Origin of the sequence: Caulobacter sp. CCH9-E1 (assembly GCF_001556515.1) — a bacterium.
Taxonomy (GTDB): Bacteria; Pseudomonadota; Alphaproteobacteria; order Caulobacterales; family Caulobacteraceae; genus Caulobacter.
On sequence record NZ_LSJA01000107.1, the window covers coordinates 1 to 24863 of the forward strand.

The following is a 24863-nucleotide window of genomic DNA, read 5'->3' on the forward strand; positions in this document are numbered from 1 at the left end:
GCATCACCTGAGCCGCGTCGCGGGTGTTGGCGAACTGCTGCAGGCAGCGGCCCATTTGGTCTTCAAAGCCACCGGCGGCCGAAGCGGCCTGAGCCACGAAGAAGCTGCCCGCGAGACCCGCGGCGATCGCGATCGAGAATTTCATAAGAGGCGCCCATCCCTTGTGTGCGGCAAACAAACTTGATGCGCGGTTTGTCGCAGAGAAGAGCTAATGAACGCCCAAGCATCGCGGTTAATCGTTTGCCAATATGGTGAACGGCGCGCGGGGCGTTAGGCTTACCGCCGCGCGCGTTTGTCCGCCTCTAGCGGGCGGTCCGCTCCACCAGATCCGCCAGCGCCTCGGCCGCGTCAGGCTTGGCCACCGAGCGGGCGCCCGCCGCCATCCGGCCCAGACGCTCCGGATCCTTGAGCAGGGCGTTCAGCGCGCCGGCCATGGCGTCGACCGTCAACTCGTCCTCGAGGCACACGGCCGCGCCGCCCGCCTCTTCCAAGAGCTTGGCGTTGAATCGCTGGTGGTCGTCGGCGGCGATCTTCAGCGGCACCAGGATCGACGGCCGGCCGGCCACCGCCAGCTCGGTGCAGGTCGAGGCGCCCGAACGGCCAATGACCAGGTGCGACTGGCGCAGATAGCCGGCCATGTCGCGGAAGAACGGCGCGACCTCGCAGTCGACCATGGCGTTGCGATAGGTCTTGCGGGCCTGCTCCATGCTCTCGGGCCGCGCCTGCTGGAAGACCTTCAGACGCGAGCGCAGGTCCTCGGGCAGCTTGGCCACGGCTTCGGGGATCAGCTCCGACAGCAGGCGCGCGCCCTGGCTGCCGCCGGTGACCAGGATGCGCAGCTGCACCTCGGGCGGCATATACGGAACGTCGTACAGCGCGCGGACCGGCGGACGAACCGGATTGCCGACCACATGGGCGCGGGACTTCACGGACGGCTTGGCCATCTCCAGGGTCGGGAAGGCGCAGGCGACCTCGTCGACCTTGGACGCCAGGAAGCGATTAACCCGGCCCAGGACCGCGTTCTGTTCATGAATAACGGTGCGCCGTCCCTGGCTCAGCGCGCCCAGCAGCGCGGGCAAGGCGGGGTAGCCGCCGAACCCGACGACGACCGCCGGATCCAGGCGCTTGAAGGCCGCCCGGGCCTCCATCACGCCTTGCAGCACGACGACGCCGGCCTTGACCATGCCCAGCGGGTCATTGGCCTTGGCGGTGGCGGCCGACAGGGCCAGGCGCTCCTGGGCCGGGAACTTGTCCGCATAGAGCGCGCCGCGCTCGTCGGTGGCCAGTACGATGCGCCAGCCGCGCGCGGCCAGCGCTTCGGCCAAGGCCTGAGCGGGGAACAGATGTCCGCCGGTTCCGCCGGCGGCGACGATAGCCAGCTTGTTCATGTCAGGCGTAGGCGCCCTGCGGGGCGAGCTCGCCCGTCACGCCGTAAGCGCCGGGACGCTTCCGCACCAAGGCCAGGGCCATGCCCAGCGTCAAACCCATCGCGAGCATCGAAGAGCCCCCGTAACTGATGAACGGGAGCGTCATGCCCTTCGTCGGGATCATGTTCAAGTTCACCGCGATATTGATCAGGGCCTGCTGACCCAAAAGCACGAAAAGACCGGCCGCCGCGACCTGCTCGAAAGGATCGTTCAGCTTCATGGCCTTGTAGAGGCCGCGCACCACCACGAAGGCGAAAAGCGCGATCAGGGCCCAGGAAAAGACGAGGCCGTACTCCTCGGCGGCGACCGAATAGATGAAGTCGGTGTGCAGGTCGGGCACGTGGCGCTTCATCACGCCCTCCCCCGGCCCCCGGCCGAACAGGCCGCCGGCGCGGATGGCCTCGGCGGCGCGGGTGATCTGGTGGGTGTCGGCCTGGTCGGGGCTGAGGAACTTCTGCACCCGGGCGTGCACGTGGTCGAACAGAAAATAGGTCGAGCACAGCCCCGCCACGGCCACGCCGCCCAAGCCCATGATCCAAGAGATCGGCACGCCGGCCATCCAGAAGGCCGCGCCGAAGGCCACGGTGATCAGCACGGTCTGGCCGACGTCGGGCTGCACCAGCAGCAAGGCGACGGCGATGAAATACAGAAGGAAGGCGATCGAGACGCCCGGCACGCCTTCGCCCTTTTGCCCCTCGGCGAACATCCACGAGACCAGCACGATCAGGGCGGGCTTCATGAACTCCGACGGCTGCAGGGTGAAGCCGCCGAACTGTAGCCAGCGCGTGGCGCCCTTGGCGTTGTGGCCGATGAACGGCAGGGCGATCATGATCGCGATCGCGCCGATATAGATGAAGAAGGCCGCGCGCCGGATCCCCTTGGGCGACAGCATCGACACGATCAGCATCAGCACCGACGAGGCGCTGGCGAAGAAGCACATGCGGATCGCGAAGTGGAACTGGTCGTCGATGCCGATCCGCTGCGCCGCGGCCGGGCTCGAGGCGAACGACAGCAGCATGCCCAGCGTCGCCAGGATGGCCGTCGCGCCCAGCAGCCAGCGGTCCGTCGTCCACCACCACAGGCCGAGCGCGGTGCGGTCGGTGCGGGCGAAGGCGTGTGTCGCGTTGGAGGCCATGGGCGGAGAGTCGGATCGCAGGGTTAATCAAACCTTGCTTGACCACGGCGACGCCGTGGAAAAGCGCGCGCAATCTAGCCCGTCAGCGCAATTCGAAATAGGCCGTGTCGCCGCCCTCGGTATGGGCGATCACCGCCACCCGCAGCACCAGGCCGTCATCGAGGGTCAGCCGGCACTCGCCCGCGCGGAAAGCGCGCCGCAGAAGGTCTGGCTCGGCCACCACGCTACCCTTGCCGCCCTTCTTGGCGGTCTGCCCGTCCACGAACAGGATCGAGAACGCCACCGGCTGCTCCTCGCCCGACAGTCCCAGGGCGCCAAGCCCCGTACGCGGCGTTTTCGCAACCTTGATCATACCCATGTAAATTCCTCGATTTAAGAAAAGTATTTAGGACAAAATCCGCGATAAGCAAAAATGAAACTCAAAAAATCTTGCCATTCACAGGCTAAATTGCCACAATTGGACGGCATATATCCGTGATTTCGAAATTTATCGGCGTCCATTTATCTGGTTTCGCGGATCGATTTTCGCCCCCGATATATTATGCGATCGGCGCGACCGCGTCGTTTTTCACGAAAGAATCCATGTTCTCATCACAAGACATCGGTCACACGCAGCGACAGAAAACCGCCGCCGAGGCCAAGGCGGCGCTTCTGGCCAAGTTCAAGCCGCGCGAGGCCAGCGTCGATCCACGCTTCGAGGAACGGGCCGCCCTGCGCGCCGCGGAACTGAGCCAGGTCCGCCAGGAGCGGGCCGAGGCCAAGGCTTCGCACCGTCAGGCCGTGGCGGACGCCGCCCAGGCGCTGGTCGACACCGCCGACGCGCTCGCCGCCGACGCCCTGGCGGCCAAGCGTGGCGAGCGCAAGGAGCGCAAGGCTCTGTCCGCCGCCGAAGCCAAGGCCAAGCGCGACGCGCGCTACGCCGCCCGCAAGGCGAGGTGACCGATGGCCCGTAAGCCGAACTACGATTTCGAGCGCAAGGAGCGCGAGCGTCAAAAGGCCGCCAAGGCCGCCGAAAAGGCCGCCGCCAAGCGGCCGCCCGCCACGGACGAAGACGCCTCGGCGTAGAAAGTCTTACAAGCCAGGCCTCGCCGTAAGACATCGCGCGCAAGGCTTGGCTTGAATTCTTACACAAGAAGGCAATCATGCTCTCGGGGCGGGAGCGATTTGTGACCGACGGCGGATCTGACGAAACGGTTCTCGAAGGCGCGGGCGCTTATTTTCTCAGCGTCGTCGAGGCCAGCCAGGACTGCATCCGCGTGATCAGCGCCGAGGGTCACGTCGAATACATGAACGCCCGCGGCAAGCAACTGTTCGAGATTGAGGATTTCGAGGGGCGAAACCGCAACCGCTACTGGCCCGACATGTGGCCGCCCGAGAGCCGCCCGGTCGTCGAGACCGCCCTGCGCGCGGCGATGGCGGGACGCGCGACGACCTTCGTGGCCTTCAACCCAACGGTCAAGGGCGCGCCGCGCTGGTGGGACACGACGGTCTCGCCGATCATCATGGGCGGCAAGGTCGCGCGGGTGCTGGCCACCTCGCGCGACATCACCGGCGCGCGCCTGGCCGAAAGTCATCGCCAGCTGCTGGTCAACGAGCTGAACCACCGGGTCAAGAACACCCTGGCCACCATCCAGTCGATCACCAAGCAGTCGCTGCGCAACGCGGGGGTCGACACCGCCGTGCGCGACGCGCTGGAGGGCCGGCTGATGGCGATCGCCGCGACCCACAACGTGCTGACCGACCAGAACTGGTCGGCCGCCAGCCTGCGCCAGATCGTCGACGGCTCGGTGATCCCCTACCGCTCGAACCCCGACCAGCTGACCGTGACGGGCCCCGACCTCAAGGTCTCGCCCAAGACGGCGGTGATCATGGCCCTGGCCTTCCACGAACTGGCGATCAACGCCCTCAAGTACGGGGCCCTGTCGGCGGCGGGAGGTCACGTGGACGTCACCTGGACGATCGAGCCGGAAGATCGTCTGCGCATCGAATGGCGCGAAAGCGGCGGCCCGCCCGTCCGCCCGCCCGAACGCCGGGGCTTCGGCTCGCGCATCGTCGAGGCGGCGCTGCCGGGGGAGCTGGCGGGCACGGTGTCGGTGGACTACCGCGCCGAGGGGTTACGCTGCGCGATCGACGCGCCGCTGTCGGCGCTCGACAAGGCGGACGCGTTCATGCCGCTGGGGTGAGGCGGGGGCGGACGCTTCTCGCCGACCAAAACCACCGATGGCATATGGCCCCATAGAGAGAAATACTAGTCTTGGTTGCATTTTGCAAAATTAGGGATAGTTAGTAGCCCACAACCTTAAAGGTAGTCGAAATGCACGATTTCGCCGAATTTGCCCCTGCTCCCACTTCCTCGATACAACCAACCGGCGGCGTAATCAGTACGCTTGGACTGCCGCCCTCAGGCGAAGGCGTCACGCTCCCAACTGCGTTTGCATCTACCAACGGCTGGGAAGGGGGAGATATTGAGCGGGTTCCTGACGAAACGTGGGCGTCGTGGTGGGACGGAGGCTCGCTTTGGAACGGCGGCGGAGCTTTCAACAACACGCTCGCTGGATTTTCCTTCGAGATCGTGACCTACAACGCCGACGGCACAGAGGTTTCGTAGGCAACCCTTCACGCGGATAGCTTACAATCCGACGGCCTCATGTTCGGCGCCCAGGCTAAGCCTCCGAAGGAGCCAAACATCGTCGTTGAAGGGCTCATCATCACTGGCAAACGCTTAGCATCCGAATTCGAATTCGCCCGTACAATTGCGCGGCTTACCCCGTCTTATGCTGACGATCTTGTCACGACGATGGGCGCCATCGCTTTCGGCGCCGGCCCACACAGGTATGTCACGCTCAATCAGGTCGGAGACACCGCCTGTGACGCCGACGAGGCCTGGGCAGCCCTGCAGCAGTTCGCGGCGCCAGGAGCTGGACCTGTATCCGATGGACAAGTCTCCAACTTGCCACTGTTTGGGCCCGTTCAGCACTCAGTTGATGCGGCCCATATGAAAATCGTTAATTCGACATTGCCTGGACATCTGTTCTATCCGGGCACGGTGACGCGCGAAGTGGTGGTCAGTAACGGCAAGGTCTACATTCAAACGACCGGTACCGGGACCGGCCAATTTGCTGGCATCAATGTAGCGGGTTCTGGACCGTTGTGGGGTAGTCTGGATAGTCAGATCGCCGCCTACGTCGATGCCAACGACAATGGCCCTGACGACTGTTAGGAGTAGTCTAGTGGTTTCACCAGCGACTGTCCTGGCGTCTGCCACGCCGATCGTTCTTATCGCCCTGATTGGAGTGGGAGCAACCGCTGGAAGCTTTTATGCGGTCTATCATGGACCGAACCGTTCTCAGTTGGCGATCTTGGCGCTTGGAGGTGCTACTTTGGTGGGCGCCTCGCCCTTTCTAACCCTATGGCTAGGCGCTAACAGCGAATTGTGGCTGCGGGGATTCATGGTGACTGGCCTAGTGACCTTCTTCGCTGGGCTGCTGATCTTCGCAATATCGCTCGTGATGGCCCGCAGATGGATAGCGCTAGCCAGCGTCCTTCCAATGTTACCGCTCGGCTTGTGGAGCTTTTTGCTATTGGCCTTTTTCGCCAGCGGTGTCTGAGTAAAGGTCGGCCCTCTACTGAAGCGTGTCATGCAGCTTCTTAGAAGGAGACTGACTGCGCGCAAGACCAGGGCGACGCCAGGATTACGTGGAAAGACCGGACCGAGGACCAGCTTGCCTTCGAGCTGGGTTGCGCCAGCGCCGAGCTGTCCAAGCTTCGGGTAACCCTTGAGAGCCTTACCGACATCGCTGGCGTCGCGCCGATCCGCTGGTAGCGCCGGTCCCCTACCCCGTGTCCCCCGTCAGCTCCCGCCGCGCCTTCTCAAGCTCTTCCGCATACCGGCGCGTCACGTGGGCTTCGGTGATCAGGCCGATGACCTCGCCGCCTTCGTCGACCACCGCGAGCTCATCCGCGCCGGTCTCGTCGAAGGCGGTCATGATCGCCTTGATCGACAGCTCCGGCGTCAGGGCGACGTCGGCGTTGGCGGCCAGCGAGGCGAGCGGCGCCTCGCTCTCGGGCGGCTGGGCGTAGACGGCGGCGGTGGCCACGATCCCGGCATAGCGGCCGGTCTCGCCGGTCAGGACGGCGCGCTTGGTCGAGCCCAGCGGGAAGCGGCGACGGAATTCGGCCAGGGTGGTGGCGGCGGGGATGGTCTTCACATCGCGGCGCATCATCCTGCCGGCGGTCAGGCTTCTCATCCAGGACACGTCGTGGGCGCTGCGGATCGTCTCGCCGCGCAGGTGCAGACGCCAGGTCGAGAACGAGTAGCCGAAGGTCTCGCGGACCACGGCGCTGGCGATCAGCGAGGCGGCCAGGGTCGCGGCGGTGATCGTGAAGTCGCCCGTGGCCTCCAGCACCAGGAACGACATGGTGAAGGGCCCGCCGACAATGGCCACGCCCAGGGCGCCCATGCCGACCAGCGAGGCGGCGATCGGGTCTAGCCGCCCCTCCCCGCCCACAAGGTTCACGAGGTCCGAGAACGACTGGCCCATCAGCGCGCCCAGGAACAGGGCCGCGAAGAACAGACCGCCCCGGAAGCCGGAGCTCAGCGAGATGATCGAGGCCACCGACTTCATCAGGATCAGGATCAGCAGCATCTTCAGCGGCAGGTCGCCGTTGAGATCCAGGTGCAGCGCGCCGTGACCGCCGGACAGGGTCTGGGGCGTGACCATCGCCATGGCCGCCAGCGCCAGGCCGCCGATCGCCGGCCGCGCCCATCGGGGCGGCGCGGCCTTGGCGACCCAGCGGTCGGCCACCGCCACCGCGCGCATCAGGGCCACGCCGAACAGGGCCGCGACCAGGCCCAGCAGGCCGTAGAGCAGGTAGTCGGTCCAGGACGAGATCGCGACGACCGAGGTCTTTATCAGGTAGGGCGTCGAGCCCAGCGCCTTGGCCACCAGCACGCCGGCCAAGGCGGCCGCGGCGACGGGGGCGATGTTGGCGACGGTATAGGCGCCGATGACGATCTCGAACGCGTAGAAGGCGCCCGTCAGCGGCGCGCCGAACGCCGCCGCGATCGCCGCCCCGGCCCCGGCGCCGACCAGGATCCGCAGGTCGCCCCGGCGCAGGTTCAGCTTCTGCCCGACCCACGAGGCCGCGGCCCCGCCCGCCTGGGCGTAGGCGGCCTCCAGGCCCACCGAGGCGCCGCATCCGTTGGAGATCAGGGTCTGGCCGCAGATGAAGGCGCTGTCGCGGACGGACAGCCGCCCGCCGTGCAGGGCGTTGGCCTCGACGGGGTCGACGGCGGGACTGGGACGGAAGCGCAGGACAAGGGCGGTGAACAGACCCAGCAGCAGTCCGCCCAGCGGAATGGCCAGGAGCCGCCAGGGCTCGATCATGGCCTGAGCCGACAGGCGTTCGTTCGGATCGAAGGCGAACAGCCAGACCTGGGTGGCGTGGGCGACCTTCTCCAGCAACACCGCCAGGGCGGCGGCGGCCATCCCCACGACCGTCGCCACGGCGATCAGCCAGAGTTCCGAAGAACGCGTGCGGCGGCGCAGCCAGGCCAGCCACGGCAAGGCCTGGCGGCGGGCGTCGCGGAATGCCGCGCGCTCGGTCAGGGCGGTGCGCAGCACCTGCCGCCAATGACGGGTCTCTGCGGCGGGGTCGGGCTGGGTCGTCTCCGCCGGCTCGGTCATGGGCGTCTAGGCCACGGCGGCCTTGCCGCCGGCCACCAGGCCGTTGACGGCGGCGCGAAACGCCTCGCCCCGCGCCTCGAAGTCGCTGAACTGGTCGAAGGAGGCGCAAGCCGGCGACAGCAGGACGATCGCCTCCTGGTCGCTGGCGGCGGCGTCGGCATAGGCCTGCTGCACGGCGCGCTCCAGCGTGCCGCTTATCGCCACCTCGGCCTTGCCGGCCAGGGTCCACGAGAACGGCTCGGCCGCCTCGCCGATCAGATAGGCCTTGGCGATGCGCGGGAAGAGGTCCTTCAGGTCGTCGATGCCGCCGGCCTTCGCGACGCCGCCGGCGATCCAGTAGAACTTCGGATAGCTGGACATCGCCTGGCGGGCGGCGTCGGCGTTGGTGGCCTTGCTGTCGTTGACGAAGCGGACCTTGCCGATCTTGCCCACGGTCTCCATCCGGTGCGCGAGGCCCGGGAAGGTCATCAGGCCGTCGACGGCCTCCTGCATCGGAATGCCGATCGCCCGCGCGGCGGCGTAGGCGGCGGCGGCGTTCTGCCAATTGTGGCGGCCCGGCAGGCTGCGGGCGCGCAAGAGGTCGGCGACCTCGACCACGCGCTCGCCGGTGGCGTCATACAGCACCCCCTGCAGGGCGTAGACGCCCCGGCCCATCGCCTTGCCGGCGCTGATCGGCCAGATGGTGCGGCGGTTGGCGGCGGTGATCTCGGTGCAGATCTGCTGGCACCAGGGATCGTCGACGCCGATGATCGCGGTGTCGCCCTTGCCCTGGTTCAGGAAGATCCGGCGCTTGGCGGCGATGTAGCCGTCCATGCCGCCGTGGCGGTCCAGGTGGTCGGGCGAGATGTTCAGCAGCACCACGGCGTCCGGATGCAGGCTGGAGGTCAGGTCCAGCTGATAGGACGACAGCTCCAGCACATAGACCGCGCCGCCGTGCATGTCCTCAAGGCCCAGGACCCCCTGGCCGATATTGCCGCCGATCCGCGTGTCGCGGCCGGCCGAGGCGCACAGGTGGCCGATCAGGGCGGTGGTCGTCGACTTGCCGTTGGTGCCGGTGATGGCGATGATCTTCGGCCGCTTGTGGACCGGGGCGGCGGCGACCGTGCGGGCGAAGAGCTCGATGTCGCCCAGGATCTCGACGCCGGCGGCCTTGGCCTTCTGCACGGTCCAGTGCGGCTTGGGATGGGTCAGCGGCACGCCCGGCGACAGCATCAGCGCGTCGAACTGGCGCCAGTCGGCGGCTTCGAGATCGACGACCGGGAAGCCTTCGGCCGCCGCGGCCTCGCGGCTGGCGATCTTCTCGTCCCAGAGGGCGACCTTCGCCCCGCCCGCGATCAAGGCGCGCGCCGCCGTAAGCCCGGTGCGGCCCAGGCCGAACACCGCGACGGTCTTGCCTTCGAAACCACGGACCGGGATCATCGGATCGCCTCCCCTACCGCAGCTTCAGGGTGGCGAGGCCGACGAAGGCCAGGATCATCGACACGATCCAGAAGCGGATCACGACGGTGGACTCCGGCCAGCCCAGCTTCTCGAAGTGGTGGTGGATCGGCGCCATCAGGAAGACCCGCTTGCCGGTCTTCTTGAAGTAGGCGACCTGGATCATCACGCTCAGCGCCTCGGCCACGAACAGGCCGCCGACGATGCCGAGCACCAGCTCGTGCTTGGAGCAGACGGCGATCGCGCCCAGGGCGCCGCCCAGGGCCAGCGAGCCGGTGTCGCCCATGAAGATCTTGGCGGGGGGCGCGTTATACCAGAGGAAGCCCATGCCCCCGCCGATGATGGCGCCGCACAACACCGCCAGCTCGCCGACGCCCGGCGCGAAGTGCAGGTTCAGATAGTCGGCGAACTTGTAGTTGCCCACGAGGTAGGCGATCAGGCCGAAGGTCGAGGCGGCGAACATCACCGGCACGATGGCCAGGCCGTCCAGGCCGTCGGTCAGGTTCACGGCGTTGGAGAAGCCGGCGATCGTGATCGCGGCGAAGACCACGTAGAACCAGCCCAGATTGATCACCAGCGCCTTGAAGATCGGGAAGATCAGGCTGGTTTCCATGCCGGGCGTCATCGGCGACTTGGGCGCGAACAGGATCAGGATCACGGTGGCCGCGATCGCCACGATGAACTGGGCGATCAGCTTCTGCACGCTGGAGAGGCCGGCCGTGGTCTGCTTGGTGACCTTGGCGTAGTCGTCCATGAAGCCCAGCAGGCCATAGCTGCCGGTGACCAGCAGCACGACCCAGACGTGGACGTTGCGCAGGTCGGCCCACAGCAGGGCGCCGACGAACAGGCCGGCCAGGATCATGAAACCGCCCATGGTGGGCGTGCCGGCCTTTTCCGTGACGTGGCGGGCGATGCCGTCGGTGCGGATCGGCTGGCCCTTGCCCTGCTTGGTCTTCATCCAGCGGATGAAGCGCGAGCCCATGGCCACCGCGACGATATAGGCCGTCAGCATGGCCATGCCGGACCGGAACGTCAGGTACTTCAACAGGTTGAGCATCGGCACATGCTCTTGCGAGCGCGCCAGCCATTCATAGAGGAAGTACAGCATCAGACCCGTTCTCCGAGATCGAGCGCCGCCAGGGCCTGGGCCAAAAGCCCCGCCTTGGAGCCGTTCGACCCCTTCACCATCACCACGTCGCCAGGCTGGATCGCCCCCGCCAGCTTCGCCGTTAACTCTTCGGTAACCATCGCGTAGCCGCCTCGCCGAGTCGGCGGAAGCGCCTCCCACAGCGATTTCATGTGGACGCCCGCGAGAAAAACCATGTCAACGTTTGCGGCCGCGATCGGCTCCGCAAGCTCGGCGTGAAAGCGCGCGGTGTCCTCGCCTAATTCGAGCATGTCGGTCAGCGCCACGATCCGCCGCCCGGCGACCTTGCGCGCGCCCAGCGTCTTCAAGGCGGCCTGCATCGAGACCGGATTGGCGTTGTAGCTCTCGTCGACCAGGGTGAAGGCGCCGCCGTCGATCCGGACGGTTTTCTCGGCCCCGCGTCCCTCGATCGGCGCGAAGGCGGCCAGCGCCGCCAGCGCGGTCTCGCGCGGCACGTCCAGCGCTTCCAGCATCAGCAGCACGCAAAGGCTGTTGGGGCCCCAGTGGACGCCGGTCTGCAGCAAGGAGAACTCGACGGGTTCGCCCTTGATCACAGCCTTAACCACCGACTTCCCCGGCGAATGCCGGGGCCCAGATCCATCTTGAGCGCTCGCCGCCTTGTCATCTGGATCCCGGCCTTCGCCGGGAAGGTCGGAGGAAAAGGAGACCAACTGGGCCGTGCAGTCGGGCGAAGACCCAAAGCTCCAGACCGTCGCGCCGGCCTTCTCCGCCTCTCCCTTGAGATAGTCGAACCAGCGGTTGTCGGCGTTCAGCACCGCGATCCCGCCTGGACGCAGGCCCGCGAAGATCTCGGCCTTGGCGCGGGCCACGCCCGCCTCGCCGTCCGGGAAGTTCTCGATGTGCACCGGGCCGACGGTGGTGATCGCCACCGCATGCGGCTGGACGAAGCCCGACAGGGGCGTGATCTCGCCGGCGTGGTTCATGCCGATCTCGAACACCGCCCGCTCTGCGTCGCGCGGCATCCGCGCCAGGGTCAGCGGCACGCCGATATGGTTGTTGTAGCTCTTGACCGAGGCGTGGGCCTTGCCGGCCAGGCGCAGGCCGGCCTCGACCGCGCGGGTGACGCTGGTCTTGCCGACCGAGCCGGTCACCGCGCCGCGCTTGCACTGGGGCGCGCGCTCGCGGGCGGCGACGCCCAGGGCTTCCAGCGCCTTGAAGGTGTCGGCGACCATCACCGCCGGGGCGTCGACCGGCTTGGCGGCCAGGACGCCGGCCGCGCCGCTCGCCATGGCCTGGGGGACGAAGTCGTGGCCGTCGCGCGCGCCGACCAGCGGCACGAACAGGTCGCCTCGCTCCACCGACCGGGTGTCGATCGAGACGCCGGTCGCGGCGAAGTCGCCGGCGACCTGGCCGCCGACCGCCTGGGCGATCTCGTCAGCGGTCCAGAGCGCGTCAAGCATCGACGCCCTCCAAGGCCGCGAGGGTCTCCGCCACGTCGTCGAACGGGTGGACCACGCCGGCGACGATCTGGCCCTGCTCGTGGCCCTTGCCGGCGACGACCAGCACGTCGCCCTCGGACAACAGGTCGACGGCGGCGCGGATGGCGGCGCGGCGATCGCCGATCTCGCGCGCGCCGGGGGCGGCTTCGAGAATGGCGGCGCGGATCGAGGCGGGATCTTCCGAGCGCGGGTTGTCGTCGGTGACGATGGCGACATCGGCCAGCTTGGCGCCGATCGCGCCCATCAGCGGCCGCTTGCCCCGATCGCGGTCGCCGCCCGCGCCGAACACCGCGATCAGCTTGCCGCGCGTGTGCGGGCGCAGGGCTTCCAGCACCGTCTGCAGGCCGTCCGGGGTGTGGGCGTAGTCGACATAGGCCTCGCCGCCCTTGGGACCACGCCCGACGCGCTGAAGGCGGCCCGCCGCGCCCTCAAGGCTCTCCAGCGCCTTGAGGACCTTGCCGACATCCTCGCCGGCGGCCACGCACAGGCCCGCGGCGACCAGCACGTTCGAGGCCTGGAAGGCGCCGGCCAGCGGCAGGCGGATCTCGTAGGTTTCGCCATCGGCCTCGACCACCAGATCCTGGCCGGCCGGGGTCGGGGTGCGCGACATCAGGCGCAGGCCCTGCCCGTCCTCGCCGACCGAGAACACGCTCTGGCCCGAGGTGACGGCGGCCGAGGCGAAGGTCGGGAAGGCTTCGCTGTCGGCGTTCAGCACGGCCATCGCGCCGGCGGGCGTCAGGGTGTCGAACAGGCGCAGCTTGGCGGCGCGATAGGCCTCCATCGAGCCGTGATAGTCGAGGTGGTCCTGGGTGAAGTTGGTGAAGCCGGCGGCCTTGAGCTTCACGCCGTCGACGCGGCGCTGGTCGACGCCGTGCGAGCTGGCTTCCAGCGCCAGGTGCGTCACGCCCATGTCGGCCAGGCGCGCGATCATCTCGGCGACGTCGCCGGCGTCCGGCGTGGTCAGGCCTGGCGGAGTCAGTTGTTGGTCCGGCTGGCCGGCCTCGCTGACCACCACGCCGAGGGTGCCCATGCTGGCGGCCTTGTGGCCCAGCTGGGCGAAGATCTGGCGGCAAAAGCCAGCGACCGAGGTCTTGCCGTTGGTGCCAGTCACCGCCACGCACATGGCCGGCTGCTTGCCCCAGAAGGCGGCGGAGGCCAGGGCGTAGGCGCGGCGGGCGTCCTCCGAGCGCACCACGGGAACGCCAATGCCTTCGAGACCGCCTTCGGGCGCCAGGATGGCGGCGGCGCCCTTGGCCACCGCGCCCTCGGCGAAATCGCGGCCGTCGACCTTGGTCCCCGGCAGGGCCGCGAACAACCAGCCGGCGGTGACCTTGCGGCTGTCGGCGGTGACGCCGGCGATCACCGGGTCATTGGCGAAGGGGCGGTTGAACAGTTCGGACAGACGCTTGGTCATAGGCCCGCCTCCGGAGCGGTGTTCTTGTTAGGAGCGGCGAGGGTCACCAGGTCCTGCTTTCTCTGGACGCCGAGGAACGGCGCGATGCGCTCGATGACCTTGCCGGCCGCCGGCGCGCCGACCCAGCCGCCGGTCGAGAAGCCGTACGAGGCGGCCGTGCCATGCGGCTCGTCCATCAGGATCAGGACGAAGTAGCGGTCGGCCTCCAGCGGGCCGTCGGTCGGGAACACGGCCGCGAACGAGGAGACCTGGCGCTGGTGGTTGTAGCCGCGGATCGAGGGGTCGTACTTCTCGCCGGTGCCGGTCTTGCCGCCGACCGACAGGCCCGGCACGTCGGCCTTGCCGCCGCTGCCGCCTTCGCCTGGGATGACATTGGCGCGCATGATCTTCAGCATCTCGGCCGAGGTGGCCTCCGACAGCACCCGCGCCCCTTCCGGACGCACGCCGTCGGGCATCTTCTTGATGGTCAGCGGCAGCATCTTGCCGCCGTTCAGCAGCGCGCCCATCGCCTGGGCCAGGGCCAGCGGGCTGACGTTCATGCCGTGGCCGAACGAGGTGGAGGCCACCGCGTCCATGTCCCACTTGCGCGGCGTCAGCGGCCGAGCCGACTCCATCAGCTCGACCTTGGCCGGCTTGGTCAGGCCCAGGGCCGTGAAGTAGCGCGACAGCCGCTCGCCGCCGATCTTCTCGGCCAGCATGGCCGTGCCGATATTCGACGAGTGCTTGAACACCTCGACCAGGGTCAGGATCGCCTTGGCCGCGTGGTAGTCGTGGATCGTGCGGTAGCCCAGCTTGAACGGCTCGCGCGCGTCGAAGGTCGAGGCGGGGGTCGCGACGCCGGTGTCCAGGCCGATCGCGACCGTGAACGCCTTGAAGGTCGAGCCCATCTCATAGACCGAGGCCGCGGCGCGGTTCAGGCGCTGGTCGTTGGTCGCCTCGCCAGCCTTGTTGGCGTCGTAGTCCGGCAGGCTGGCCAGGCCCAGGATCTCGCCGGTGTGGACATTGGTGACCAGGCCCACCGCGCCCTTGGGCGTGAACTCGGCGGCCGCCTTGCGAAGCTCGTCTTCCAGCGCCGCCTGCACCCGCACGTCGATCGACAGCTGGACCGGACCACCGCCGTCGCCGCCGACGGCCTTGCGGATCGGATCGTCTAGGGCGCGCTCGGCGCCGGCCAGGCCCTTGCCGCCACTGTCGACGAAGCCGACCAGGTGCGCCGCCGTCGGGCCCAGCGGATACATCCGCCGCTCCTGCTCCTCGAAAGAGACCCCCGGCAGGCCGAGATTGAAGATGGCGTCCTTCTCATCCGGCGTCAGGCCGCCGACGACGAAGGTGCGGTGGTCGCCGAACACGATCTTGTCCAGGCGCTTGGCCGGCACCTGCGGCAGGGCGCGCCCGAGGGCGCGGCGGGTCTCCTTGGCGTCCCAGATCTCGCGCGGATCGACATAAAGAGCGTAGTGCGCCAGATCGACGGCCAGCAGCTTGCCGTTGCGGTCGACCAGGTCGCCGCGCGCGCCGTCGGCGCCCTGGGCGTATCCGTTGCCGCGTCCGGCGTTCGAGAACAGCGCCGACCAGCCCGCGCCCAGCCCCACGCCCACGAAGCACAGGCCGAAGAACACCATCACCAGGAAGATGCGGATGCGGGTGTCATCCTGCGGCTTGGCCGCCGCGCGCGAGCGCTCGAAGGCGTGCTCCAGCCGCCAGACGCGCTCGACCAGCCAGCGCCAGGCCGGGGAATGGAAGCCGCCGGGGCCAAGGTTCGACAGGCTCATCGCGGGCCTCCCGCGGGAGGCGGCGGCGGAACGTCCTCCGGCACGGCTTCGGGCGCGTCGGCGGCGAGGACGTCGGTGGCTTCGGGGACCGCCGTAACCGGCGCGCGCGGCAATTCGCGACGACGGGCGACGTCGATCAGGGCGTCCTCGGTGATCTCGCGATCGGGCGCGATCGGCGCCAGCTGCATCATCTGAGCCAGCTGCTCGATGCGGCGCGGCTGCTCCAGGTGGGCGACCTCGGCCTCGAGCAGGCGCTTGCGGCCCATCTCCTCGTCGATCTCCTGCTGGATGCGGGCGATCTCCTGGCGCTCGCGACCGGCGAAGGTCTTGGCCAGATAGACGCCGGTGACCAGGGTCAGCAGGATGCCGAGACCCACGACCTCGACGACCCGGAAGCCCCGCACCCGCTTATTGAAAAGCTCCATGAAGCTCATGCGGCCTCCCAGACGGGAGCGTCCGTCCGCACGGCCGCGCGCAGCTTGGATGACCGGGCGCGCGGGTTCGCCGCCAACTCGGCCTCGCCCGGCGCGATCGCCCTGTTCGAGATCAGCTGGAAGCTGGGCGCGGCGCCCGCCTGCACCGGCGGCGCGTGACGCGAACCGCCGGGCGTCTTCCCGGCCCGCTCGGCCAGGAACGCCTTGACGATGCGGTCCTCCAGCGAATGGAAGGTCACGACCACCAGCCGGCCGCCCGGCTTCAGCACGCGCTCGGCGGCGACGAGGCCCGCCTCCAGCTCGGCCAACTCGTCATTGACCGCGATCCGCAGCCCCTGGAATGAGCGGGTGGCCGGATGGACCTTGGCGCCCTTGCGGCCGCCGACGGCGCGCTCGATCACCTCGGCCAGGTCAAGGGTGCGCTCGAACGGCTTTTCCTCGCGGCGACGGAGGATGAAGCTGGCGATGCGCCGGGAAGCGTGCTCCTCGCCATAGACGTAGAGAATCTTCGCCAGCTCGGCGTGGTCTAGGGTGTTCACCAGATCAGCGGCGGTCGGGCCCGTGTCGCCCATCCGCATGTCCAGCGGACCGTCGCGCATGAACGAAAAGCCGCGCTCGGCCTGGTCCAGCTGCATCGACGACACGCCGAGGTCCAGCATCACGCCGTCGACCGACTCCGGGCCCAGCTCATCGAGCATCTCGGAAAAGCGGGCCTGGATCAGGCGGAAGCGGTCGGCGGGCAGGCCTTCGGCGAAGCGCTGGACGGTCGGGTCGCGGTCGAAGCCGATGACGCTGGCGCCGGTGGCCAGCACGGCGCGCGTATAGCCGCCCGCGCCGAACGTGCCGTCCACGACGACGTCGCCGGGACCGGCGCCCAGCGCCTCGACCACTTCATCCAGCAGGACCGAGATGTGCGGCGCGGCGCTCACGACACGACGCCCAGTCGGGCGGCCCGCTGCTGGGCGCGCATGGCGGCCAGGCCTTCGCGCGCCAGGTCGCGCTGCGCCGCGCGATGGGCCTGGAAGGCCTCGCGAGACCAAATCTGAAAACGCTCACCCATACCGACGACAGCGACCCAATCCGTGAGGCCGCACATTTCGCACAAATGGTCGGGCAAGGTAATGCGACCAGCCGTATCAAACGACAGCTTGGCCATGCCGCCCAGCACGCTGACCTCCAGCGCCGAACGGATCGGATCGCCGAACGGCAGCTCCTCGATCACGCCCGTGTAGCGATCGAACAGGGCCTTGCCGCCCGCCTCCAGACAATCGGCCTCGATGGAGGGAAAGCAGAAAATCCCGTCGAACATCCCGGATACGGCCGCGCGGAATTCCTGCGGCACAACGATGCGCCGCTTGCTGTCGAGCTGTTTCTCGAAGGTCGAGAGAAACAAGACCGTTGAACCCCGCCAGATCCACGTCGGTCGGCGACCCGCCACATCGCCCCGACGCAATTGGGTTAACATGGGATGAATTGGGACACAATGACACCGAATGCCATTTCATCGAGAATTCAAAGGTGTCGCACCGGCGCTCCACTGGGGCGCGCAGTTAATCAACAGAACATACACAGAACTGTTCAGTGAACGGCGTCCGCGGTGTCAGTTGAGCCCGTTGGGAGGCAAGGAAACTAGATGCTCCCCCGCGATGCGGGGGAGCTGTCGCGCAGCGACTGAGGGGGCAAGCTGGACGCGCCAAGTGCGCCCCCTCCGGCCCTCCGGGCCACCTCCCCCGCCTTGCGGGGGAGGAACTTGAAGAGACCAGATGATCTGTAAGCCGGGTTCTGTTCCGCCCCCGCCCATCCGAAGACGGGGAGAACGGCGACGATCATTCCTCTAGGCCGGCCATTGCTGGACGGCTCTCGCGACCTACCCGGACCCTCTCGGCCAGTGACGGCCTATCCGACGCGAGGTCGGCGCGGGGTCCCTATTCGGTCTTGCTCCAGGCGGGGCTTGCCATGCCGTCCCTGTCACCAGGTCCGCGGTGGGCTCTTACCCCACCCTTTCACCCTTACCGTCCTCGAAAGGAAGGCGGTTTGCTTTCTGTGGCGCTATCCCTGGGATCGCTCCCGGTGGGCGTTACCCACCGCCTTGTCACCGTGGAGCCCGGACTTTCCTCGGCGTCCGAAGACGACGCGACCGCCCGACCATCTGGTCCGGGATGGTGTTTGACCGTGCGGGACCGAAACGTCAACCGCGCCCGACCGCCCCCCCTCTCCCGCAGGGAGAGGGTTGGGGAGAGGGGTTACAGCGTCAGACGGAGCGCCGGCGCGCCGTCAAACCTCATAACCCCTCTCCCTCCCACCGCTTCGCGACGGGCCCCGCCCTCTCCCTTTGGGAGAGGGAGTCAAGGGCGCATCAGCTTGGCGATCGGATGATCGCCCAGCCCCTTGGCCGCGCCCAGCCGGTCGGCGTCGGACTTGTTCTGCGAGAGCTTGAAGGTCCCCTCCAGCCGCTCGACGAACAGCCGGCCGCCCTGGATGCCGCGCAGCAGGGCCTCGAACTTGCCGGCCTTCATCTTGTCGCGGGTCCAGGGAGTCTTGGGCAGGAGCCGCGCCTCTTCCTGGGCCGACAGGTCGTCGAGCAGCGCGATCAGCTCGACCTCGTTCAGCGGCGCGACCGAGCCCTCGGCCTCGACGGACTGGTAGTTCCAGGTCGGGACCTGGTCGGCGCTCGCGTACCAGTCGGGGCTGACATAGGCGTCGAGGCCCGCAGCCACGACCACCGCGCGGAAGCCTTGCGTCAGGTGCGGCGTCAGGACGTTGCCGCGCGACAGGTGGAAGTCGAGGGCGATCTCGCCGTCCAGCTCGCGGATGACCACCGGCGACTGCGCCACCATCGGCCGGCCGCCGACGCTGGCGGCGATGGTGACGAACGGATGGGCCCGCAGGAAATCCAGCAGGACCGCGCGATCCTCGACGTGGAAGGCCGGCGCTGGATGCATCAGTCGGCCGCCGCGCGCAGCAGGCCCACCAGGCGCGCCCGGGTCTCACCGTCGGCGATCCCGTCGAAGCGGCTCTGCAGCCAGTGGCGCTGGAAGGCGGCGACCACGGTCGTGGTCCACTCGTCGTACTTGCCGGTGGGGGCGCAGTCGAAGCCCAGGCGCGTCAGGCCCGCCTGCAGCGCGAAGACGCCGGTCCCCTCCTCGCCCTGGCCCAGCGGCGCACCGGGCGACGGCGCCGGCTCGATCCACAGGCCATGGCCGCTTTGCGCCAGGCGCTTCCACGGGAAGAGCTCGCCGGGATCGACCTTGCGCCCCGGAGCGACGTCGGAGTGACCGAGGATCCGGCTGTCGGGGATCATCCAGCGCGAGCGCACGTCCGCCAGCAGGTTGATCACCGCCGCGATCTGGGCGTCCGGGAACGGACGATAGCCGAACTCGTGGCCGGGATTGACGATCTCGATGCCGATCGAGGCCGAGTTGATGTCCTTGACGCCCTTCCAGAAGGCCGCGCCCGCGTGCCAGGCCCGGCGCTCTTCGGGCACGAGGCGGAAGATCCGACCGTCTTCCTCGACGCAATAGTGCGCCGAGACCTTGGCCTGCGGATCGCGCAGCCGCTCGATCGCGCCCTCGCCGGTCTCCATGCCCGTGTAGTGCAGGACGACCATGTCGGGCACGGCCTTGCGGGCGTCGAAATTGGGCGACGGGGCCTCGATAAGGGACAGGCTCATTGGACGCGGTTCCGGATCGACATCAGCAGCGGCATGACCTGATTCCGCCGAAGCGCGATGATCAGAACGCCGAGCAGCGCCAAGGCCGCGCCGATCCCCATCCGCAGATCGAAGTGGTCTTGGGTGACCACCACGCCCATGCCGATCGTGAAGAGCGGCGTCATCAGGGTCAGCGGCGCGATCAGGTTGGCCTCGTAGCGCTGGATCAGCCCGTAATAGGCCGTGTGGGCCAGGACCGAAACCACCAGGGCCGAAAACACCACCGCCGCGACGAACGGCCAGCCGGCCTGAAGGCCCGCCGCCACTTGGCCGGGCTCCATGAGCGCGCTCATCAGCCCCAGCGGCCAGAGGGAGGAAAAGCCGACCCAGGCCTGGAACTGCAGCGGCTTGACGCCCTCGATCTGCTTCATCATCACCGCGCCCAGCGAACCGGTGAAGGCCGCGGCCACGATCAGCCAGAGGCCGGGCGACAGCTCGAAGCCTTGCGGGCTCCACATCACCACCACCGCGCCCAGCAGGGTCAGGGCGATGCCGACGCCGCGCCGCCAGCGGATGCGCTCGCCCAGCATCAGCACCGACAGCACGGTCGTGAACGGCACGCCCAGCTGGATCACGACCGCCGCCGCCGAGGGCGAGGCGGTCGTCAGGCCCATGAACAGCAGCGCGAAGTTGCCGCCGCCCATCAGGAGCCCCACCAGCACCATCCGCCAGGTCGGCCGGGGCGCGGGCAGCAGCCAGGGCAGAGTGATGGCCGCGACCAGCGCGAAACGCACGGCCGCGTAGTACAGCGGCGGCACGCCCCAGTGCGCCACGACCAGCTTCGAGACGATGTTGCTGCCAGCCCAGGCCAGGCAGATCAGGACCAAAAGGCCGAAGTCGCGCAGAGACATGGGTTACCGCTTAAGCCCCCGCCCCCTCCGTACGCAATCAAAACCCGTGCGAGGCTCGCACGAGGCGCCCAAGCTGGGATGCTAAGGCGGTTGACGTTCGGTCAAAACGGTCGTTTTGTTCCTGAACAATGTTCACCTATCGCCACGTCGGATCAACCGCCGGGCGTCGAGCCGGGGCGGAAATCTGATGGAACACGTTGACGTGCTGATTGTCGGCGCCGGCCTCTCTGGGATCGGCGCGGCCTATCATCTTCACAAGCACTGCCCCGGCAAGAGCTACGCGATCCTGGAAGGACGCGAGGCGATCGGCGGCACCTGGGACCTGTTCCGCTATCCCGGCATCCGCTCCGACAGCGACATGTACACCCTGGGCTACAGCTTCAAGCCGTGGAAGGCGGCCAAGGCGATCGCCGACGGCCCGTCGATCCTGTCCTATGTGCGCGAGACCGCGCGCGAGAACGACGTCGACCGCCACATCCGCTTCAAGCACAAGGTCAAGCGCGCCAGCTGGTCCAGCCAGACCGCGACCTGGACCGTCGAGGCCGAGCATGACGGCCAGATCGTCACGTTCTCCTGCGGCTTCCTCTACATGTGCTCGGGCTACTATCGCTATTCGGCGGGCTATACGCCGGAGTTCGCGGGGACCGAGCGCTTCAAGGGCCGCATCGTCCACCCGCAGCATTGGCCCGAAGACCTCGACTACGCGGGCAAGCAGGTCGTGGTGATCGGCAGCGGCGCGACCGCCGTCACCCTGGTGCCGGAGATGGCCAAGACCGCCGCCCACGTCGTCATGCTGCAGCGCTCGCCGACCTACGTGGTCTCGCGTCCCGCCGAGGACGGGATCGCCAACTGGCTGCGGACCAAGCTGCCGGCGATGACGGCCTACGGCATCACGCGCTGGAAGAACGTCATCCTGCAGCTGATCTTCTTCAACCTGGCCCGCAAGAAGCCGGAGAAGACCAAGGAGCGCCTGCTGGACCTGGTCCGCGAGCACCTGGGTCCCGACTATGACGTCGCCACCCACTTCACGCCCAAGTACAATCCCTGGGATCAACGCCTTTGCCTGGTCCCCGACGCCGACCTCTTTGACTCGATCAAGGCCGGCCAGAGCTCGGTCGTCACCGACCAGATCGCGACCTTCACCGAGGACGGCCTGCTGCTGAAGTCGGGCAAGACCCTGAAGGCCGACGTCGTCGTCACCGCCACCGGCCTGCAGCTGCAGTTGCTGGGCGGCATGGAGGTGGTCGTCGACGGCAAGGTCGCCGACCTCTCCAAGGCCTTCAGCTACAAGGGCATGATGTTCAGCGACGTCCCGAACCTGGCCTCGGCGTTCGGCTACACCAACGCCAGCTGGACGCTGAAGGCGGACCTGACCAGCGAATACATCTGTCGCCTGCTCAAGCACATGGACCGCACGCGCATGGACTACTGCGTCCCGCGCGCGGACGATCCGAACATGCCGATCGCGCCGTGGCTGGACTTCTCGTCGGGCTATGTCACCCGCTCGATCGGCATGTTCCCGAAGCAGGGTCCGAAAGCCCCCTGGAAGGCTCACCAGAACTACGCCCTCGACCTGATGACCCTGCGCTTTGGCAAGGTGGACGACGGGGTGATGGCGTTCGGGCGGAAGACGAAAATTGACGCCATGGCTGCATAGCATTAACAATACTCGCCAATAGCGAATTTTGTCGTTCCGGGCGGCGTCGTGGCCCTGGCGGTTGGGGACACGCCGATGACGCGCGCCGCGCGACTACATGCCCGTGGTTTGAGCGGCCCCATGCTTCGGCTGGGTCGCGGCGCGCTCATTCTGGCGCTCTCCCAGCCGGTTCTTGGTTGCGTCTCCTACAGCTATGTCGATCGCGAGAACGTCCGCCACAGGGTGGGGCTGATGCATGTTGTCGTCAGGAACGACACGTCCAAGCCCATCGAGGTGGATCGCATGACCGTCCTGGGCGTGGCGATAGGGCGCGATCCCGTCCACGGAGGCGGCGTCACGATCGGCTATCGCGACGACCGCGTCATACGACTGCCTGACAACGCATGCGTCGACATCAAGGCCCCGGCCGCCTGCGCCGCGGCCGCCAAACCGAAAGGAAGCGTTCCATGAAACGAGTTCCTGTGCTGACGGCGCTGGCCGCTGTCTCGGCGCTTTCCGGCTGCGCCAAACCGGACAGCGTTCTGTTCGTGACCAACGCCTCGTTCGGCGTAAACGTCGAAGGAAAACCCGCATCCGCCAGCGTCGGCTATGACCGCACGGAGGGCTATCTGGCGCCGTCCTTTCCCAGCGGCGCGGCCCCTCCGGTGATCGCGTCCATCGAGACGGGCGGCGGGCTGCTGAGTCCCAAGGTGCGGCAGCTCTACGCCACTGGGGCGGCGGCGGTGAAGGCTTCAGGCGACAAGAATGCTCCGAACGGCCCTACACTCCTGGAAGGCGCCCCTGCCGCCAACAGGATGATCTTCTTCGGAACGACGACGTCCCTTGGCATAAAGTTGGCAGTCGATGCATCCGGGACGCCCGATACCTTCACCTTTGGATACAAGCGCAAGGAGTACTCATACATCCCGCTGACCAAGCAGGACGCAAGCACCGAGAAATATATCTATCCCTCCGTGCTAGCCTCGATCGACACCGTGACGCTGGCCGCCGCACCGTCGACGAAAGACAGCGGCCTGACGAGCCAGCAATTTTTCGCGACCGGTCCGGCCGCCGAAGCCCTGGCGGTCGATACGTCACGTATCTTCCGGGAGGTCGCCCAGTCCGCCCTCAGCGCGTCGCTTACCGACGAACAGAAGAAGAGAGCCTTGGAAGCGGCGGTGACGACCATCAGCGCCCAAAAGGACAACACCACGGCGATCATGAACGCCGTGGCGCCCGGCGGCGTTTTGGACACTCAGAAACTCCAAGATCTGGTCGCGGCGGCCAACGCCAAGGGCGCGGATTTGTCTTCCGTCTACGCCACCCAAACGACCGCCGACGGCCTTCGCAACTTGCTTAGTCTCGATCCGAACGCGGCCAAGCAACTCGCCAGCGCGCTTCCCCCGACTCAAACCCATCAGGATTGAGGAGATCCGCCGTGTCCGCCCAAGTCGTCTATGTCTGCGATGACGCCGAGAAGGCCGAAACCGCGCGTCAAGTCCTGATCGGGCAAGGTTTTTCGGAGGACGACATCTCCGCCGATCAAGTCGATACCTTCGTCTATGACGCGCACTCCTACAGCAGCGGGCGTACGGACGCCGCCAATGGCAAGTGGATCGTCATCGGCCGGAAGTGAGGCGCTATCCTATCGAATTCGATAGGTTGCGACGGGGGGCCTAGCCTCCGACCTTCATGCTGAAGGAGATCGCGCATGGCCGCCCCATCCTCGTACCTGGGCTGGAAGATCGACTACGCCAATCCGAAGGGCGCGCCCGCCTATCTCGAGCCAGGTTCGATGCACTGGCGCGTCTACAAGAACCCGATCGCCCTGGCGGTCGGCGGCGTCGCCGCCGTGCTGCTGGAGTTCGCCGACGCGCGGATCCGCTCGGGCGTCTGGGACCACTCGACCTACAAGGCCGATCCGATCGGACGCTCCAAACGCACGGGCGTCGCGGCCATGGTCGGGGTCTATGGCCCGCAGGCCGCGGCGCGACGGGTCATCCAGGGCGTGACCAACATGCACGCGCGGGTGTCTGGCGACACGCCGAAGGGCGAGGCCTATCGCGCGCAGGACCCCGAACTGCTGGACTGGGTCAGCGCCACGGCCGCCTATGGCTTCCTGAACGCCTATGACCGCTTCGTCACGCCGCTGAGCGAGGCCGAGAAGACGCAGTTCTACCGCGAAGCCCACCCGATCGCCCGCCTCTACGGGGTGCGATATTCGCCAAGCTCCCAGGCCGACTTCATGGCGATGATGGACAAGCTCGCGCCGCGCTTCGAGCCCCACCCGATCGTCGAGGAGTTCCTAGGCATCATCCAGTCGGGCCAGATCGCGCCGCTCGCGCCGAAGGCGCTGCACCGGAGCCTGGCGCGCGCGTCGGTCTCGCTGCTGCCGCCGCTCGTTCGGCGGAAGCTGGCGCTGGGCCGCGAGTACGACCTTGGTCTGGCCGACGGCCTGGCGCTGAAGGCGGCCGGCAAGCTGGCCGACAGGATCGCGATCAAGAGCTCGCCGCCTTGCCAGGCCAGCGTGCGCCTGGGACTGCCGTACGACTTCCTCTATCGCGGCGAGGCCGAGCGGCAGCGGCTGCTGGCGGCTTCGCCAGCATGGCCTGACGCCGGCTCTGGATTGACGAAGACGTTCTAGGCGCGGGCGCCAGGAGCGGACGCGCCGAAGGTCTGTGGTGGGTGGGGATGAGACACAGGCTTCCTTCTCCCCTTGCGGGAGAAGGTGTCAGCGAAGCTGACGGATGAGGGGTT

Annotated in this window: 25 protein-coding genes, 1 other RNA gene and 2 pseudogenes; 11 read left to right on the forward strand and 17 right to left on the reverse strand. The window is 67.6% G+C overall.

Annotation, left to right across the window (positions count from 1 at the left end; genetic code table 11):
* From AX690_RS23220 to AX690_RS06620, 4 genes and pseudogenes are all read right to left on the reverse strand, one after another.
* A pseudogene (locus AX690_RS23220) lies at positions 1-145 on the reverse strand (hypothetical protein); the annotation flags it as partial.
* Positions 146-302: 157 nt separating this feature from the next.
* A complete protein-coding gene (murG, locus tag AX690_RS06610; protein WP_066683503.1) occupies positions 303-1388 on the reverse strand; it encodes an undecaprenyldiphospho-muramoylpentapeptide beta-N-acetylglucosaminyltransferase in 1086 nt (361 codons plus the stop codon).
* Position 1389: 1 nt separating this feature from the next.
* On the reverse strand, positions 1390-2562 hold the full coding sequence (ftsW, locus tag AX690_RS06615) for a putative lipid II flippase FtsW (protein WP_066683504.1): 1173 nt from the start codon (positions 2560-2562) through the stop codon (positions 1390-1392).
* Positions 2563-2644: 82 nt separating this feature from the next.
* On the reverse strand, positions 2645-2920 hold the full coding sequence (locus AX690_RS06620) for a hypothetical protein (RefSeq protein WP_082769539.1): 276 nt from the start codon (positions 2918-2920) through the stop codon (positions 2645-2647).
* Between the two features lie 224 nt (positions 2921-3144).
* Between AX690_RS06620 and AX690_RS06625 the strand changes: the two genes are divergently transcribed.
* From AX690_RS06625 to AX690_RS22780, 5 genes are all read left to right on the forward strand, one after another.
* Positions 3145-3501 (forward strand): DUF6481 family protein, encoded by a 357-nt coding sequence (locus AX690_RS06625; RefSeq protein ID WP_066683505.1) that lies wholly within the window; start codon positions 3145-3147, stop codon positions 3499-3501.
* Between the two features lie 3 nt (positions 3502-3504).
* Positions 3505-3627 (forward strand): hypothetical protein, encoded by a 123-nt coding sequence (locus AX690_RS23925; protein ID WP_255357054.1) that lies wholly within the window; start codon positions 3505-3507, stop codon positions 3625-3627.
* Between the two features lie 77 nt (positions 3628-3704).
* On the forward strand, positions 3705-4745 hold the full coding sequence (locus tag AX690_RS06630) for a sensor histidine kinase (RefSeq protein ID WP_369798181.1): 1041 nt from the start codon (positions 3705-3707) through the stop codon (positions 4743-4745).
* Positions 4746-4876: 131 nt separating this feature from the next.
* Positions 4877-5170, forward strand: coding sequence for a hypothetical protein (locus tag AX690_RS22775; RefSeq protein WP_156449593.1), 294 nt, complete (start codon positions 4877-4879; stop codon positions 5168-5170).
* A gap of 39 nt (positions 5171-5209) precedes the next feature.
* Positions 5210-5782, forward strand: a complete 573-nt coding sequence (locus AX690_RS22780) for a hypothetical protein (RefSeq protein ID WP_156449594.1) — start codon at positions 5210-5212, stop codon at positions 5780-5782.
* A gap of 613 nt (positions 5783-6395) precedes the next feature.
* Here AX690_RS22780 and AX690_RS06640 read toward each other — a convergent pair.
* From AX690_RS06640 to rnpB, 10 genes are all read right to left on the reverse strand, one after another.
* Complete coding sequence (locus AX690_RS06640) at positions 6396-8249, reverse strand: chloride channel protein (protein WP_066683513.1); 1854 nt, start codon at positions 8247-8249, stop codon at positions 6396-6398.
* A gap of 6 nt (positions 8250-8255) precedes the next feature.
* Positions 8256-9668, reverse strand: a complete 1413-nt coding sequence (gene murD, locus AX690_RS06645) for a UDP-N-acetylmuramoyl-L-alanine--D-glutamate ligase (RefSeq protein ID WP_066683515.1) — start codon at positions 9666-9668, stop codon at positions 8256-8258.
* 13 nt (positions 9669-9681) lie between these two features.
* The gene (gene mraY, locus AX690_RS06650) at positions 9682-10794 is read right to left on the reverse strand and encodes a phospho-N-acetylmuramoyl-pentapeptide-transferase (RefSeq protein WP_066683517.1); all 1113 of its coding nucleotides are present in this window, start codon (positions 10792-10794) and stop codon (positions 9682-9684) included.
* A complete protein-coding gene (gene murF / locus AX690_RS06655) occupies positions 10794-12254 on the reverse strand; it encodes a UDP-N-acetylmuramoyl-tripeptide--D-alanyl-D-alanine ligase (RefSeq protein ID WP_066683518.1) in 1461 nt (486 codons plus the stop codon). Before murF ends, mraY begins: the two co-directional genes overlap by 1 nt.
* Positions 12247-13707: a UDP-N-acetylmuramoyl-L-alanyl-D-glutamate--2,6-diaminopimelate ligase gene (locus tag AX690_RS06660; RefSeq protein WP_066683519.1), complete on the reverse strand. Its 1461-nt coding sequence runs from the start codon at positions 13705-13707 to the stop codon at positions 12247-12249. Before AX690_RS06660 ends, murF begins: the two co-directional genes overlap by 8 nt.
* On the reverse strand, positions 13704-15476 hold the full coding sequence (locus AX690_RS06665; RefSeq protein ID WP_066683520.1) for a penicillin-binding protein 2: 1773 nt from the start codon (positions 15474-15476) through the stop codon (positions 13704-13706). The genes AX690_RS06660 and AX690_RS06665 overlap by 4 nt, the downstream gene beginning before the upstream one ends.
* A complete protein-coding gene (locus tag AX690_RS06670; RefSeq protein WP_066683521.1) occupies positions 15473-15910 on the reverse strand; it encodes a cell division protein in 438 nt (145 codons plus the stop codon). Before AX690_RS06670 ends, AX690_RS06665 begins: the two co-directional genes overlap by 4 nt.
* Entirely contained in the window at positions 15907-16839 is a 933-nt protein-coding gene (gene rsmH, locus AX690_RS06675; RefSeq protein ID WP_066683527.1) for a 16S rRNA (cytosine(1402)-N(4))-methyltransferase RsmH, read from the reverse strand. Before rsmH ends, AX690_RS06670 begins: the two co-directional genes overlap by 4 nt.
* Positions 16836-17303, reverse strand: coding sequence for a division/cell wall cluster transcriptional repressor MraZ (locus AX690_RS06680; RefSeq protein ID WP_066683528.1), 468 nt, complete (start codon positions 17301-17303; stop codon positions 16836-16838). Before AX690_RS06680 ends, rsmH begins: the two co-directional genes overlap by 4 nt.
* 362 nt (positions 17304-17665) lie before the next feature.
* An RNA gene (rnpB, locus tag AX690_RS06685) (RNase P RNA component class A) lies at positions 17666-18063 on the reverse strand.
* Positions 18064-18076: 13 nt separating this feature from the next.
* On the opposite strand from rnpB, the pseudogene AX690_RS23225 reads away from it, so the two are divergent.
* Positions 18077-18253, forward strand: a pseudogene (locus AX690_RS23225) (hypothetical protein); the annotation flags it as partial.
* A 2-nt stretch (positions 18254-18255) separates the two neighbouring features.
* On the opposite strand, the gene AX690_RS06690 reads toward AX690_RS23225, so the two are convergent.
* From AX690_RS06690 to AX690_RS06700, 3 genes are read right to left on the reverse strand one after another with little or no spacing between them, the layout of a single operon-like run.
* On the reverse strand, positions 18256-18852 hold the full coding sequence (locus AX690_RS06690; protein WP_066683530.1) for an FMN-binding negative transcriptional regulator: 597 nt from the start codon (positions 18850-18852) through the stop codon (positions 18256-18258).
* Positions 18852-19580 (reverse strand): N-acetylmuramoyl-L-alanine amidase, encoded by a 729-nt coding sequence (locus AX690_RS06695; RefSeq protein WP_066683539.1) that lies wholly within the window; start codon positions 19578-19580, stop codon positions 18852-18854. The genes AX690_RS06690 and AX690_RS06695 overlap by 1 nt, the downstream gene beginning before the upstream one ends.
* Positions 19577-20470 carry a DMT family transporter gene (locus AX690_RS06700; RefSeq protein ID WP_066683541.1) on the reverse strand — a complete coding sequence of 298 codons (894 nt, stop codon included), beginning with the start codon at positions 20468-20470 and terminating at the stop codon, positions 19577-19579. Before AX690_RS06700 ends, AX690_RS06695 begins: the two co-directional genes overlap by 4 nt.
* Positions 20471-20657: 187 nt before the next feature.
* On the opposite strand from AX690_RS06700, the gene AX690_RS06705 reads away from it, so the two are divergent.
* The 5 genes from AX690_RS06705 to AX690_RS06725 all read left to right on the forward strand — a co-directional run bounded on the left by AX690_RS06705 (position 20658) and on the right by AX690_RS06725 (position 24750).
* The gene (locus tag AX690_RS06705) at positions 20658-22127 is read left to right on the forward strand and encodes an NAD(P)/FAD-dependent oxidoreductase (protein WP_066683544.1); all 1470 of its coding nucleotides are present in this window, start codon (positions 20658-20660) and stop codon (positions 22125-22127) included.
* 120 nt (positions 22128-22247) lie between these two features.
* Positions 22248-22577: a hypothetical protein gene (locus AX690_RS06710; RefSeq protein ID WP_066683546.1), complete on the forward strand. Its 330-nt coding sequence runs from the start codon at positions 22248-22250 to the stop codon at positions 22575-22577.
* A complete protein-coding gene (locus AX690_RS06715; protein ID WP_156449595.1) occupies positions 22574-23533 on the forward strand; it encodes a hypothetical protein in 960 nt (319 codons plus the stop codon). The genes AX690_RS06710 and AX690_RS06715 overlap by 4 nt, the downstream gene beginning before the upstream one ends.
* 11 nt (positions 23534-23544) lie before the next feature.
* Entirely contained in the window at positions 23545-23742 is a 198-nt protein-coding gene (locus AX690_RS06720; RefSeq protein ID WP_066683550.1) for a hypothetical protein, read from the forward strand.
* 75 nt (positions 23743-23817) lie between these two features.
* On the forward strand, positions 23818-24750 hold the full coding sequence (locus tag AX690_RS06725; RefSeq protein WP_066683552.1) for an oxygenase MpaB family protein: 933 nt from the start codon (positions 23818-23820) through the stop codon (positions 24748-24750).
* Positions 24751-24863 lie beyond the last annotated feature (113 nt).